The sequence below is a fragment of the Ruegeria sp. BG7 genome, assembly GCF_056535685.1.
Genome location: NZ_JBQFIU010000001.1, coordinates 2,814,713 through 2,829,353 on the forward strand (window position 1 = coordinate 2,814,713; position 14,641 = coordinate 2,829,353).

The 14,641-nt window shown below is 57.7% G+C and carries 13 protein-coding genes; 10 read left to right on the top strand and 3 right to left on the bottom strand.

All coding sequences use genetic code 11. The features are described 5' to 3' along the window. Positions 1 to 3 precede the first annotated feature (3 nt). The 4 genes from ACR3EH_RS13990 to ACR3EH_RS14005 all read left to right on the top strand — a co-directional run bounded on the left by ACR3EH_RS13990 (position 4) and on the right by ACR3EH_RS14005 (position 4,296). Entirely contained in the window at positions 4 to 534 is a 531-nt protein-coding gene (locus ACR3EH_RS13990; protein ID WP_171186446.1) for a gamma-glutamylcyclotransferase, read from the top strand. A 69-nt stretch (positions 535 to 603) separates the two neighbouring features. Then, complete coding sequence (locus ACR3EH_RS13995) at positions 604 to 1,782, top strand: biopolymer transporter ExbB (protein WP_171186444.1); 1,179 nt, start codon at positions 604 to 606, stop codon at positions 1,780 to 1,782. A 3-nt stretch (positions 1,783 to 1,785) separates the two neighbouring features. Next, positions 1,786 to 3,528, top strand: a complete 1,743-nt coding sequence (locus tag ACR3EH_RS14000) for a peptidoglycan -binding protein (protein ID WP_171675638.1) — start codon at positions 1,786 to 1,788, stop codon at positions 3,526 to 3,528. A gap of 111 nt (positions 3,529 to 3,639) precedes the next feature. Further along, entirely contained in the window at positions 3,640 to 4,296 is a 657-nt protein-coding gene (locus ACR3EH_RS14005) for a phosphotransferase (RefSeq protein WP_171186441.1), read from the top strand. A gap of 18 nt (positions 4,297 to 4,314) precedes the next feature. On the opposite strand, the gene ACR3EH_RS14010 is transcribed toward ACR3EH_RS14005, so the two are convergent. The 3 genes from ACR3EH_RS14010 to gloB form a co-directional block, all read right to left on the bottom strand. Next, positions 4,315 to 5,202: a YHYH protein gene (locus ACR3EH_RS14010; RefSeq protein ID WP_171647765.1), complete on the bottom strand. Its 888-nt coding sequence runs from the start codon at positions 5,200 to 5,202 to the stop codon at positions 4,315 to 4,317. A gap of 136 nt (positions 5,203 to 5,338) precedes the next feature. Continuing rightward, positions 5,339 to 7,663, bottom strand: coding sequence for an ATP-dependent Clp protease ATP-binding subunit ClpA (gene clpA, locus ACR3EH_RS14015; RefSeq protein ID WP_171091746.1), 2,325 nt, complete (start codon positions 7,661 to 7,663; stop codon positions 5,339 to 5,341). Between the two features lie 174 nt (positions 7,664 to 7,837). Beyond that, positions 7,838 to 8,605, bottom strand: a complete 768-nt coding sequence (gene gloB, locus ACR3EH_RS14020; protein WP_171186437.1) for a hydroxyacylglutathione hydrolase — start codon at positions 8,603 to 8,605, stop codon at positions 7,838 to 7,840. 61 nt (positions 8,606 to 8,666) lie between these two features. Here gloB and ACR3EH_RS14025 point away from each other — a divergent pair, with 61 nt between their 5' ends. From ACR3EH_RS14025 to ACR3EH_RS14050, 6 genes are all read left to right on the top strand, one after another. Beyond that, complete coding sequence (locus ACR3EH_RS14025; RefSeq protein WP_171091742.1) at positions 8,667 to 9,401, top strand: class I SAM-dependent methyltransferase; 735 nt, start codon at positions 8,667 to 8,669, stop codon at positions 9,399 to 9,401. A 302-nt stretch (positions 9,402 to 9,703) separates the two neighbouring features. Further along, positions 9,704 to 10,264: a F0F1 ATP synthase subunit delta gene (locus tag ACR3EH_RS14030; protein ID WP_171675640.1), complete on the top strand. Its 561-nt coding sequence runs from the start codon at positions 9,704 to 9,706 to the stop codon at positions 10,262 to 10,264. Then, positions 10,265 to 11,803, top strand: a complete 1,539-nt coding sequence (atpA, locus tag ACR3EH_RS14035) for a F0F1 ATP synthase subunit alpha (protein WP_171091738.1) — start codon at positions 10,265 to 10,267, stop codon at positions 11,801 to 11,803. It begins immediately after the preceding gene. Between the two features lie 12 nt (positions 11,804 to 11,815). After that, the gene (locus ACR3EH_RS14040; RefSeq protein ID WP_171186434.1) at positions 11,816 to 12,694 is read left to right on the top strand and encodes a F0F1 ATP synthase subunit gamma; all 879 of its coding nucleotides are present in this window, start codon (positions 11,816 to 11,818) and stop codon (positions 12,692 to 12,694) included. Positions 12,695 to 12,712: 18 nt separating this feature from the next. After that, positions 12,713 to 14,137, top strand: coding sequence for a F0F1 ATP synthase subunit beta (gene atpD / locus ACR3EH_RS14045; protein ID WP_171647766.1), 1,425 nt, complete (start codon positions 12,713 to 12,715; stop codon positions 14,135 to 14,137). 12 nt (positions 14,138 to 14,149) lie between these two features. Continuing rightward, positions 14,150 to 14,560, top strand: coding sequence for a F0F1 ATP synthase subunit epsilon (locus ACR3EH_RS14050; protein WP_171647768.1), 411 nt, complete (start codon positions 14,150 to 14,152; stop codon positions 14,558 to 14,560). Positions 14,561 to 14,641 lie beyond the last annotated feature (81 nt).

The window sequence follows — 14,641 nt, forward strand, 5'->3', positions numbered from 1 at the left end:
GCAATGACGATGTGGGTATTCGGATATGGATCGCTGCTGTGGAATCCGGGCTTCCCGGTGGCGCGCAGCGAACGCGCAACGTTGCACGGTTTTGCCCGATCCTTTTGCATGAGTTCCATCCACCATCGCGGGACCGAAGAAAAACCGGGTCTGGTGCTGGCGCTGGACGAGCAGGCAAACGCAAATTGTACCGGTCTAGCCCTGGCGGTTGAGGCTGGTCACGAAGACCGCACCCTGCACGAGTTGCGCGAACGAGAGTTGATTTCGTCGGCCTATGTCGAGCGGAAGCTGGATGTGCATCTGGAAACCGGAGACATCGTCAATGCCGTCACCTATGTGATCGATGCCGACCACGTACAGTATTGTGGTGGGATGCCGTTAGAGGAACAGGCCCAGATTATTGCCCACGCGATTGGTGGGCGCGGTCCCAACGACGAATACCTGTACAATACCGCCGAACATCTGGCCGAGATCGGTCTGCGCGACCCCGATCTTGAGTGGTTGGCGCAACGGGTGCGCAGCATCACCGCATAAACTCTTGGCGTCACCCGCGGAATTTCGCTAGATTCGCCGCAGAGCAGGCAAAGACCGGGAACCACGCGCATGGCGCAGGCACATCAGGGCGCGAGACCCCATTTCTCGCATCCAACACGACAAATCTTGTTGATGTTGATGGCAATCGGCCTGTCCGGGCTGGGTGTATTTCTGGCGCTGCCTTACGTGCTGCCGGTATTCTTCGCCAACCCGTATCTGAACGGATTTATCCTGCTGGTCTTCCTGATCGGCGTTTTTGCGTGTTTTTATCAGGTGACACAGCTGATTGGGTCCGTCCGCTGGATCGAGGCTTTTGTCGGTGGCGTGGTACGCGAAGACGCCCGCACACCGCAACTGCTGGCCCCCTTGGCGTCACTTCTGCGCGAACGGGGTGCGCGGTCTCAGATCAGTTCTACTTCGACCAGATCCATTCTGGATTCCGTGGCTGAGAGGGTCGAGGAAGAGCGGGAAATTACCCGCTATATCACCAACGTTCTGATCTACTTGGGTCTTTTGGGCACATTCTTTGGTTTAGCGACAACCGTTCCAGCCATTGTCGACACCATCCGCAGCTTGAACCCGCAGGAGGGTGAAGAAGGTCTGGCCGTCTTCAACCGACTGATGACCGGGCTCGAGGCGCAGTTGCAGGGCATGGGCGTGGCGTTTGGTTCGTCTCTGCTAGGTCTGGCCGGGTCTTTGATCGTTGGTCTGTTGGAAGTCTTTGCGGGTCACGGGCAAAACCGATTCTATCGCGAGCTTGAGGAATGGTTGTCATCGATCACCCGCGTTGGATTTGCCAGCGGCGAAGACGGCGGTGCCGAGATCGCCGTACTGACACCTGTTCTGGATGCCATGTCCGAACAGATGGACGCGTTGCAGGATCTGTTTTCCGCTCAGGAAAGTGAGAGGGCGGAGGTTTCCGCCAAGCTTGGGCAACTGGTTGATGTGATCGGTGAGATGAACAATCGCCAAGCCAATAGCGAAAGTGTCACTTCGGCTTTGGAGCGCGTCGCCCTTGGGCAGGACGCGCTTTTGGATCACATGCGCGATCATGGTGCAGGTGAAGGCATCGATGCCGAAAGCCGTATGCGCTTGCGTTCGATGGATGTGCAATTGCTGCGGATTCTCGAAGAGATTTCAGCGGGTCGACAGGAAAGTATGAACGAGTTCCGCAAGGACATCGAACTTTTGGTCAAGGCCCTGACTCTGCCGCGCGGTGCGGTGCGCACCACGCCGGAAGGAGAATAATCCATGGCGCTGTCCCGCCGCACCGGTCAACGGTTCCAGGGCTCGGTCTGGCCCGGATTCGTGGATGCGATGACGGGGCTGTTGATGGTGCTGACCTTTGTCCTGACCATCTTCATGGTGATCCAGTTTGTTCTGCGCGAAACCATCTCGGGTCAGGAAGACGAACTGACCACGTTGGCCGACGAAGTTGCGGCGCTTGCTGGTGCTCTGGGTTTGGAAGAGCGTGAGAACAGCCGTCTGCAGGCCCGCCTCGGGGCGCTCAACACAACCTTATCGCAAGCCGAGGACGATTTGGCCCAAGCGCAATCGCTGATCGCATCGCTGACCACCGAACGCGACCGGCAGGCCGCGGCGCTAGACCAAGCTCAGACGCGGATCACCGATTTCGAAGCACAGGTTGCTGCTTTGCTGGCTGAACAGGAACAGGCGCTGGGCAATATTGCGGCGCTTGAGACACAGCGCGAGCAATTGCTGTCCGAGCAGGAGGCATTGAACCTCGCTCTGGTCCAAAGCCGTGAAGAAATTGATGCGCAGACCGAAGCCGCCCGACTGGCTGCTGCGCGTCGCGAAGCGCTGGAAGCTTTGGTCGCGGATCTGGAACAAAGCGGTGAGGAACGTGCAGCGCAAATCACGACCCTTGAACAGCAACTGAGCGACGAAGAAGCCGCCCGCCTGGCCGAAGCTGCCGCCGCCGAGGCGTTGCGAAATCGGCTGCAAGACGCGGATGCTGAGCTGACGGCCATGACCCTTGCATTGGAAGCGCAACGCCAAGAGGCCGAAGACACACTGACACTGCTGGCCGCCGCTCAAGCTGCGCAGGCCGAGTTGCAGCGCAGGTTCGGCGATCTGGATCCGGACGCGTTGAAGGCTCAGCTTGAAGCCGCGTTGCAGGCGCAGACGCAAGCGCAAGCTGATGCTGACGAACAACGCACTCTGGCTGAACAACGTCAGGCTCTTCTGGCATTGGCCGAGTCGACATTGTCTGATGAAAAAGAAATCTCGGCCGAGGCACAACGCGAGGCGGCCTTGTTGAACCAACAAATCGCCGCCCTGCGCGGGCAGTTGGGGTCGTTACAGGCCTTGCTCGACGATTTTGAAGAGCGGAATGAGGCCGCAGAGATTCAGATCCAAACTTTGGGGCAGGATCTGAACGCCGCGCTGGCCCGTGCCGCATCTGAAGAACGCCGCCGTCGCCTGTTGGAAGAAGCCGAACGCCTGCGCCTTGAGGCCGAAGCCGAAGCACTGGCCGGTCAGAATGAAGAACTGGCCGCGCAGGCGGAAGACCTTCAACGCTATCGTTCAGAATTCTTTGGTCGCCTGCGGGATGTCCTTGGAGATCAGGAAGGCGTACGGATCGAAGGCGACCGGTTTGTCTTCTCGTCCGAAGTTCTGTTCCCGACGGGTTCGGCCGTGCTGTCCACCGAAGGACGCCTGGAGGTTGCCAAAGTCGCAAACATCCTGCGCAGCGTTGCGGCTGAGATTCCGACCGGATTGAATTGGGTGATCCGCGTTGATGGCCACACCGACAACGTCCCGCTTGCTGGCAGTGGCCGATACCGCGACAACTGGGAGCTCAGCCAGGGTCGTGCGCTTTCGGTGGTACGTTACATGGTCGACGCGCTGGGCATCCCGCCAAACCGTTTGGCCGCCAATGGGTTTGGCGAGTTTCAGCCGGTCAATCCGGCTGATACACCCGAAGCCCGCGCGCAGAACCGCCGGATCGAATTAAAACTGACCGAGCGGTAATCCGGCCAATCTGTGACTTAGACGGGCCTGTCTTAACGGGATTTCATCTTATGGCCGATGAAAATTGGCGCATGAACCCTATATCAAACCATAGGTTGATTGGAGTTGTGCGTGACAAACAAGGCGACAGATGTACACTTAGCGGTCCGTAACGCCCTGCGAGCCCCTTATCAGCGCGTAGCCTTGTGCCAAACCCCACAAGGAAACAGATTTTGGCTGAAACGCATCGAACGCTTCGCGCCCCATCTCTGGCTGGTGAAGGGCAAACCCGAACAAGCCTTCGACAGAGATCGATCTTCTCACCGGTTCCTGTGGAACTACGGTGCACCGGTCCCCAGAATTGTGGCGGAAGGCAAAGGGTACTTCGCTGTCCAAGATGCCGGAGCCAGCCTGACAAAGGTTTGCGCTGACAAATCAGTTACGAGCACTGAAAAACTTAGAGCCTGTCGTGCTGCCGGTCAGGCGCTGGCAAGGCTGCATGCGATGGATCTGACCCATGGGCGTCCGGCGTTTCGGGATATGTGTTGGGACGGGCGTCAAATGCGCTTTATCGATTTTGAGTATTTTACGCCCACCAAAGCCGGTCGGCTTCGCAAAGCCCGCGATCTGGGTATTGCGATCCTGTCATCTCTGGCACAGGGCGGTATGGGCTTATACTACGCCTATAGTGTGCTGTCCGCTTACGTTGCGCCGCGGGGCAGGAAACCAAAAGCGCTGCCGGTGCCCTATCCTGTGCCGGTGCGAAACAGTCACCCGCGTATTCGGTGACGAATGTGACAGTTCGCGTTACTGTCGTCCAAACTTAAAGCTTTGATCCGGTGTGCCCATGAAACACCGAGGCACCACTGGATAATCCTCGGTCAGGAAATAGGCATAGGTTCCGCTGGGATACTCGGCTGATACGGTGAAAGCGCCGTTGCATTGGTCCAAATTGCCGTGACCCTGAACATAGGTATAGTCTTCGTTGAACGTGCCGTCGTATCGCCCGTTCGGCTGGGAACCTCCGGGCCTGTTTCCGGACTTCAGGCGATAGGACGATTTCATTTCAGTTACTTTGCCATCGATTTTTCCAGTCATCGCATAGATCGGAAAACCATCAGCGGCGTATCCTATCAGGGGTGAATGATCTGAAGGGGACCACCCCAACAGTTCGATCAGCCCGGTCGGCACACCGTGGTAATGGTACTTTCCGTTCGGCTGAACATGTGCGTAATTTGCATCTAAACCCAGCGCAATAGCACCGCCCAACGCGTTGTAGGACCACCCCGATCCCGGGTCACCATGCCAGAACTCGGCAGCCAGTGGGTCGAACACGACCCCGTTGAGAGAGACGCCAAAATTCCACCCCATGCGCAGGGGCGTGAAGGTTCCATTGGCAGTAGGGTTCGCCGGAAGCTTGAGCTTGACCTTCTGTGTTTCAATTTGGTGTGGATTGCCCCGATTTGGAAACTGGCCAACCAGATGATCCGGAATTCCGTTGCCTGTCACTTTGATCTTGCTGCCTTTCTCTTTCACCGAGGCAATGTTTTCCCCGGGATCAACAGTTGCAGGTACCAATCGTAGAGGTTCAGTTGCCGTCTCGTCGTGATAGCGGAACCTGTGTTGTGCTGTTGCAATTGCCGCTACGGCAGACAGGGCAAAGGCAGCGCCCCAGATAACTGAAATCTTGCTCATGAACCAAACCCTGTTTTTGCGTTCGTTATTGAGAGTTTCACGCAGCAAGACCGAAGTTCCGTCGAACTTTAAGGGAATAATAGAAAAAAGCCCGACGATTTGGATCGCCGGGCTTTTTAAACACATTATTTTCGGGTCAATCTGCCGTCAGCAGCGGAGGCTTGTCACCGGGGATGCGCGGCTGATCCGGTCCCAGAATCTCCAGATCCAGGTCGCCCTTTTTGACCGAGACACGAACCACGCCACCCTTGGCCAGCTTGCCAAACAGCAGCTCTTCGGCCAGAGGTTTCTTGATGTGTTCCTGAATGACACGGCCCAGCGGACGCGCACCCATCTTGTCGTCGTACCCTTTGTCGGCCAGCCATTCGGCGGCTTTGGGTGTCAGATCAATAGTCACGCCGCGATCCAGCAATTGAGCCTCAAGCTGCAAGACGAACTTCTCGACCACTTGCAAGATGACCTCTTTCGGCAGCGGTGCGAACGAGATCACTGCATCCAGACGGTTGCGGAATTCCGGCGTGAACATGCGTTCGATCGCTGCGGTGTCTTCGCCTTCGCGACGGTCGCGACCAAAACCGATGGCTGCCTTGGCCTGTTCCTGCGCGCCCGCGTTCGAGGTCATGATCAGCACCACGTTGCGGAAGTTCACCGTGCGTCCGTTGTGATCCGTCAGCTCGCCATGGTCCATGACTTGCAACAGGATGTTGAATACATCCGGGTGTGCTTTCTCGATCTCATCCAGCAGCAATACACAATGTGGATGCTGGTCGACACCGTCGGTCAGAAGACCACCCTGATCGAACCCGACATAGCCCGGAGGTGCACCAATCAAGCGGCTGACTGCGTGTTTCTCCATGTATTCCGACATGTCAAAGCGCAGCAGTTCAACACCCAGCGTATCCGCCAGCTGCTTCGCAACCTCGGTCTTACCCACACCGGTCGGACCCGCGAACAGGTAGTTGCCGATGGGTTTCTCAGGTTCGCGCAAACCGGCACGAGCCAGTTTGATCGCGCTGGACAATGCTTCGATGGCTAGATCCTGGCCAAAAACCACGCGCTTCAGCGAGGCTTCGAGGTCCTTCAACACTTCAGCATCGTCCTTGGTGACGTTCTTTGGCGGGATACGGGCGATTTTGGCAACAACGGCCTCGATCTCTTTCACGCCAATGGTCTTGCGACGCTTGCTTTCAGCCAGCAAATGTTGTGCGGCACCGGCTTCATCGATGACGTCGATCGCCTTATCCGGAAGCTTGCGGTCATTGATGTAACGCGCAGACAATTCCACTGCGGTTTTGATCGCGTCAGCGGTGTACTTGATCGCGTGATGCTCTTCAAAATAGGGCTTCAGACCCCGCAGGATTTTCACGCTGTCTTCGACCGAAGGCTCATTCACGTCGATCTTCTGGAACCGTCGGCTCAGCGCGCGGTCTTTTTCGAAGTGCTGACGGAATTCCTTGTACGTGGTCGATCCCATGGTGCGCAGCTTGCCACCCTGAAGCGCAGGCTTCAGCAGGTTCGAGGCATCCATCGCCCCGCCTGATGTTGCACCTGCACCAATCACGGTGTGGATCTCGTCAATGAACAGAACCGCGTCGGGATGATCTTCCAGCTCGGTGACAACGGCTTTAAGCCGTTCTTCGAAATCACCGCGATACCGCGTACCGGCCAGCAACGCGCCCATATCCAGCGAGTAGATCGTGGTGTTGGCAAGAACATCAGGTGCCTCTCCTGCCACGATTTTGTGCGCAAGACCTTCGGCGATGGCGGTTTTACCCACGCCCGGATCGCCAACCAGAAGAGGGTTGTTCTTGCGGCGGCGGCACAGCACCTGGATACAGCGTTCTACCTCTGCCGAGCGTCCGATCAGCGGATCAACGTCCCCTGCTCGGGATTTCGCGTTCAGGTCGACGCAGTATTTCCCAAGCGCGCTTTCTTTCTGCTCGGCCTCGCCAGATGTTGTCTGAGCGTCTTCTTCCACCTGATCTGCGCCCGAAACCGAGCGGCTTTCGCCATAAGCAGGGTCCTTGGCCACGCCATGGGCGATGAAATTGACCGCGTCGTAGCGGGTCATGTCCTGTTCTTGCAGGAAATAGGCGGCATTGCTTTCGCGTTCGGCGAAAATGGCGACCAGTACGTTGGCGCCGGTCACTTCGGTCCGGCCCGAGCTTTGTACATGGATCGCAGCGCGTTGAATCACGCGTTGGAACGCGGCCGTTGGAACGGCTTCTGATCCGTCGATATCCGTGACTAGATTCGAAAGATCCTCGTCAATGAATTCCACCAGAGTGCTGCGCAAATCGTCCAGATCGACGCTGCACGCTTTCATGACGCGCACCGCATCGGGTTCTTCCAGAAGCGCCAGCAGCAGATGCTCTAGCGTTGCAAATTCATGACGCCGTTCATTCGCAGCCGCCAAGGCCGCGTGGATGGCTTGTTCCAGTGTGCTCGAGAATGAAGGCACGCGGGTGCTCCTCTGTCTTGGGTCAGAAGGGGGCGGGCTTGCGGCCGGAACCCCATCCCAACCATGTCCTCATACTATTAGAGTTTGGTTGATCGGCGTCCGGCTTCAAGGGTTTTCTTTCACTTGACAGTCACATTTGTTGTGACCGTGGCCGTGAAGAGGGTCAAATAGGCATCAGAACCGGTCTTTTCTACCCCGGATCTCCGCAAATACGGCCTCGGGCCTCGCGCCTGTCATGCCTAAATGGGCTTGAATCGCCGGGTCAGCCGCCCTCAGGAACGGGTTTGTGGCCTTTTCCAATGCCAGAATCGACGGAACCGTGGCTTCTCCGGCTGCTCGCGCCCGGTCAATGTCAGCGATGCGCGCCTTTAGGTCCGGGTTGTCCGGATCGACGGTAATCGCGAATTTTGCGTTGGATTGTGTATATTCGTGTCCCGAACATACCAGTGTGTCCTCGGGAAGAGCGGCCAGTTTACTCAAAGATGCCCACATTTGTTCCGGCGTGCCCTCGAACAAACGACCGCAGCCCAGCGCCATGAGACTGTCGGCGGTGAATACCGCGGCACTTTGAGGCATGTAGTATGCGACATGCCCCACTGTGTGGCCGGATACATCCAGAACCTGAACTGGTTCCCCCCCGATTTCAAAGCTGTCGCCCTCGGTCACCTGTAGATCCAGTGGTGGCAAGCGATGGGCATCCGCCGCGGCTCCGATAACCTGTGCAGGGTGTTTTTCCAAAATGCCTGCCAGCCCGTCGACGTGATCCCAGTGGTGATGAGTCAAAAGCACATGAGATAAGGTCCATCCACGCGCCTCCAGCGCCTTTAAAATCGGTGCGGCCTCGGGGGCGTCGATCAGCGCGGTTTGGCCACTTGCGGCGTCGTGGGCCAGAAAGGCGTAATTGTCGCTCAGGCATGGGATTGTAACGATCTCAAGAGGCATGGCTTTTTGCCCTTTCATTGCTAGACTGCGCCCAGCTAAGCCGATTGACCGGATGTCCGCAATGCATCTTGATGTGCAGGATCTGAGGAACTTTTACTACCGCAGCACGTTGGGGCGTGCAGCGCAGGCGGCCATTCGCGGGCGCCTGATTGAACTTTGGCCCGAGGCCAAAGGTCAGACAGTGGCCGGATTCGGCTTTGCTGTGCCGTTGTTGCGCCCGTACTTGGCAGATGCGCGCCGCGTCATCGGGCTGATGCCTGGACCTCAGGGCGTAATGCCCTGGCCTGCAGGGATGCCGAATGTCTCTGTTCTGACCGAAGAAACGCTTTGGCCAATTGAAACCGGTCATGTGGACAAGCTTGTTGTGATGCATGGGCTGGAAACGTCAGAGAGGCCGAACCAGTTGCTGGATGAATGCTGGCGTGTTTTGGGACCCGGAGGTCGGGCCGTGTTCATCGTTCCCAACCGGGGTGGTCTGTGGTCGCGTACTGACAAGACACCATTTGGCTTCGGGCGTCCTTACACAGCCACGCAGCTGGAAAACCAACTTAAGGCGCATCACTTTTTGCCCGAGGCGCACTGTTCGGCGTTGTACCGGCCACCGTCGTTCCGCCGCTTTTGGCTGAAATCCGGAAGTTTGATCGAAAAAACCGGACAAAGAATTCCCACTGTGATGGCAGGCGGTGTGCTGATGGTTGAGGTCAGCAAGCACATACGCCCCCCCAGCGGAAGCGTGACCAAAGATGCAGTCAAAAAGCCGATTAAGGCACTGGACGGCTTGTTGAAGCCTGCGTGACAATCACGGGCTTTCCGACGCGGCAATAATGCGGGAAAAAAGTCACAGGAATCGCAAAAACCTGCATATTCGTAACATTTTTCAACTGAGCCAACGGGTTCAAACGGTCGCACTTGAGCTAAGTGCATGAAAAGTAACGTTTTGTGGATAAATATGTTACCGCTATAGCGTATTGCTTGGTTCGAACACCTCTGCTACATCCCCGGTGATTTTGATCCCCGCCCTTTATGGACGGGGTTTCTTCACGCCCCCGGGTAGCTGCCGCACGCGAATTCGGGGCCTCAAATATCGGAAGGGTGGACGTGTCCGAACCAGCTTCGATTTCCACGGGCATTGCCGAGCGCTATGCTACGGCGATCTTCGAGATCGCAAAAGAGAACAAAGACCTCGCAGGTCTGGAATCTGGCATCAATGATCTTGCAGCAGCACTGGGCGACAGCGCAGAGTTGCGCGACCTGATCGCCTCGCCGCTGGTTTCCCGCGCCGAGCAGGAAGGTGCAATCACCGCTATTGCCGACAAAATGGGTCTGAACGCGATTCTGCGGAATTCGCTGGGCCTGATGGCGCAGAAGCGCCGCCTATTTGTTGTGCCGCAGCTGGTTCAGGTTCTGCGCGACATGCTGGCTGACGAGCGTGGCGAAGTGACGGCCGATGTTGCCTCGGCCAAGGCGCTGACCAAAACACAACTGGAAAAACTGTCCAAGACGCTGTCCGAGCGTGTGGGCAAGACCGTGACTATCAATGCGACCGTGGATGAAAGCCTCATCGGCGGTCTTGTCGTTAAAGTGGGCTCGAAGATGATCGATAGCTCGATCCGTTCGAAGCTGAACTCCCTACAGAATGCAATGAAAGAGGTCGGATAAATGGGAATCCAAGCTGCAGAGATTTCTGCAATCCTGAAGGACCAGATCAAGAATTTTGGTCAGGAAGCCGAAGTGGCCGAAATCGGCCGCGTGCTGAGCGTCGGTGACGGGATTGCCCGTGTATACGGCCTGGACAACGTGCAAGCGGGTGAGATGGTCGAATTCCCCGGTGGCATCATGGGCATGGCCCTGAACCTGGAAAGCGACAACGTTGGTGTCGTTATCTTCGGTTCTGACCGTGACATCAAAGAAGGTGACACTGTTAAGCGCACCAACTCGATCGTGGACGTTCCGATTGGTGACGAGCTGCTGGGTCGCGTTGTTGACGGTCTGGGCAACCCGCTGGACGGAAAAGGTCCGATCAACGCGTCCAAGCGTGGCGTTGCAGACGTCAAAGCCCCCGGCATCATCCCGCGTAAATCGGTGCACGAGCCGATGGCAACCGGTCTGAAATCAGTTGACGCGATGATCCCGATTGGCCGTGGCCAGCGGGAACTGATCATTGGTGACCGTCAGACTGGTAAAACCGCCGTTGCTCTGGACACCATCCTGAACCAGAAAGTTTACAACGACGCAGCAGGCGACGACGAGTCGAAGAAACTGTACTGCGTTTATGTCGCGATTGGTCAGAAGCGTTCGACCGTTGCGCAGCTGGTGAAGAAACTGGAAGAGTCCGGCGCGATTGAATATTCGATCGTTGTGGCCGCGACCGCGTCCGACCCGGCACCGATGCAGTTCCTGGCACCTTACGCCGCGACCGCGATGGCTGAATACTTCCGTGACAACGGCCGCCACGCGCTGATCATCTATGATGACCTGTCGAAGCAGGCTGTGTCCTATCGTCAGATGTCCCTGCTGCTGCGTCGTCCGCCCGGACGTGAAGCGTATCCGGGTGACGTTTTCTACCTCCATTCGCGCCTGCTGGAACGTTCGGCGAAGCTGAACGAAGATTTCGGCGCAGGCTCGCTGACTGCTCTGCCGGTTATCGAAACTCAGGGTGGTGACGTTTCGGCGTTTATTCCGACCAACGTGATCTCGATCACCGACGGTCAGATCTTCCTTGAAACCGAACTGTTCTATCAGGGCATCCGTCCTGCTGTGAACACCGGTCTGTCGGTTTCTCGTGTGGGTTCGTCGGCCCAGACCAACGCGATGAAATCGGTTGCTGGCCCGGTTAAGCTGGAACTGGCTCAGTACCGCGAAATGGCGGCCTTTGCCCAGTTTGGTTCGGACCTCGACGCCGCAACTCAGCAGCTGCTGAACCGTGGTGCGCGTCTGACCGAGCTGATGAAACAGCCCCAGTACTCGCCGCTGACCAACGCGGAAATCGTCTGCGTCATCTTCGCAGGTACCAACGGTTACCTCGACAAGATCGAAGTCTCGGATGTTGGCCGCTATGAAGCCGGTCTTCTGGCACACCTGCGTGGCAAACATGCGGACCTGCTGAAGTGGCTCACCGACGAAGATCCGAAGATCAAAGGTGATGCGTCCGACAAGATCAAGGCAGCGATCGACGAATACGCCGCAACCTTCGCTTGATAGGAGGTTCCGATGCCTAGTCTGAAGGACCTTAAAAACAGGATCGAGTCGGTCAAATCGACCCGCAAGATCACCAAGGCCATGCAGATGGTCGCGGCTGCAAAACTGCGCCGCGCCCAGGAATCTGCCGAAGCCTCGCGCCCCTATGCCGAACGGTTCAATGCCGTGATGGCGGGGCTGGCGGCTTCGGTCGGGGGCAGCGACAGCGCCCCCAAGCTGCTCCGTGGTACGGGCAGTGATGATGTCCATCTGCTGGTTGTGATGACAGCTGAACGCGGCCTGTGTGGCGGCTTCAACGCGAACATCGCCAAGCTTGCCCGCGCCAAAGCGGAAGAGCTGCGCGGCAAAGGCAAGACGGTCAAAGTTCTGACCGTCGGCAAAAAAGGCCGCGACGCGCTCAAGCGTGACTTGGGCGATCTGTTCGTCGGACATGTGGATCTGAGCGAGGTCAAGCGTCTGGGTTATTCCAACGCGCAAGACATCGCGAAGGAGATCCTGTCTCGTTTCGACGGGGGTGAGTTCGACGTTGCCACGATCTTCTACTCGAAGTTCGTCAACGTTGTGACCCAGATCCCGACGGCACAGCAAGTCATTCCCGCGTCGTTCGAAGACGAAGCGGCGGGTGACGACAGCGGTGCAATTTTCGACTACGAGCCCAGCGAAGAGGCCATCCTGGCCGACTTGCTGCCCAAGGGGGTTGCGACCGCGATCTTCTCGGCTCTGCTCGAAAACGGAGCGTCTGAACAGGGTGCACGGATGTCCGCGATGGACAACGCGACACGCAACGCGGGTGAGATGATCGACAAGCTGACGATCCAGTTCAACCGCTCGCGTCAGGCCGTGATCACCAACGAGCTGATTGAAATTATTTCCGGCGCCGAAGCGCTGTAAGAAAACCGGAGACGAAACATGGCGAATGCAAAAGGCAAAGTCACACAGATCATCGGGGCCGTCGTCGACGTGCAGTTCGATGACGCGCTGCCTGAAATTCTGAACGCGCTGGAAACCACCAACAACGGCAAGCGCCTGGTGTTGGAAGTTGCTCAGCACCTGGGTGAAAACACCGTACGTACCATCGCGATGGACGCGACCGAAGGTCTGGTCCGCGGCGAGGAAGTAACCGACACCGGCGCGCCGATCTCGGTTCCGGTTGGTAACGCCACCCTGGGCCGTATCCTGAACGTTGTCGGCGAGCCGATCGACGAGAAGGGCCCGGTTGAAGCATCTGAGGCCCGCGCGATCCACCAGCCTGCACCGACCTTCGACGAACAGTCGACTGAATCGGAAGTTCTGGTGACCGGCATCAAGGTTGTTGACCTGCTGGCCCCTTACGCCAAAGGCGGTAAGATCGGCCTGTTCGGCGGCGCCGGCGTTGGTAAAACCGTTCTGATCATGGAACTGATCAACAACATCGCAAAAGTGCACTCGGGCTTCTCGGTGTTCGCGGGTGTTGGTGAACGGACCCGTGAAGGGAACGACCTGTACCACGAGATGATCGAATCGAACGTTATCAAGCCGGACAACCTGTCGGAAAGCCAAGTGGCCCTGGTTTACGGTCAGATGAACGAACCTCCGGGTGCGCGTGCACGTGTTGCTCTGACCGGTCTGACCCTGGCCGAGCAGTTCCGTGACCAGTCCGGTACCGACGTTCTGTTCTTCGTCGACAACATCTTCCGCTTCACACAGGCGGGTTCCGAGGTTTCGGCTCTGCTGGGTCGTATTCCTTCGGCGGTGGGCTACCAGCCGACATTGGCGACCGACATGGGCGCGCTGCAGGAACGCATCACCTCGACCAAGTCGGGTTCGATCACCTCGGTGCAAGCGATCTACGTGCCTGCGGACGACCTTACCGACCCTGCGCCGGCAACCTCGTTCGCTCACTTGGACGCGACCACCGTTCTGAACCGTGCGATCTCGGAAAAGGGTATCTACCCTGCGGTTGACCCGCTCGACTCGACCTCGCGCCTGCTCGACCCGGCCATCGTTGGTGACGAGCACTACGCGGTTGCGACTGACGTTCAGCAGATCCTCCAGCGCTACAAGTCGCTGCAGGACATCATCGCCATCCTCGGCATGGACGAACTGTCGGAAGAAGACAAACTGACCGTGGCCCGTGCCCGTAAGATCGAACGCTTCCTGTCGCAGCCGTTCGACGTGGCCGAAGTCTTCACCGGTTCGCCCGGCGTTCAGGTTCCTCTGGATGTCACCATCGCGTCGTTCAAAGCGGTTGTCGCTGGCGAATACGATCACCTGCCCGAAGCGGCCTTCCTGATGGTTGGCGGCATCGAAGAAGTGATCGCCAAAGCCGAGAAGATGGCCGCAGAAGCCGCCTAAGGAGTATCCCTGATGGCAAACACGATGCAATTCGACCTCGTCAGCCCCGAGCGGAGCCTTGCTTCGCTCAGCGCGACGGCGGTCCAGATTCCCGGCGCGGACGGGGACATGACGGCGATGCCCGATCATGCCCCTACCATCACCACGCTGCGCCCCGGTCTGCTGAAGGTTGAGGCACCCGAAGGGTCCAGCGAATACCTGGTCACCGGCGGGTTTGCCCAGATCAACGGCGACAGCCTTTCGGTTCTGGCCGAAAAGGCCATTCCGGTGTCAGAAGTGACCCGCGCGCATCTGGACGAGCTGATCGAAGACGCCCGCGCTTCGCATGAGGCGGCCAAGGGTGGCGATGATCAGACCATCGTCGACGATACCGCCAAGCTTCTGGCGGATATGGAAGCGCTTGGGACGCATATGAGCCTGTAATCGGCTCTATAGTCAAAGATTTGAACGGCCTCGCATTTGCGGGGCCGTTTTTTTGTCGTGCTTTTGCCGAATTGCCGGGAT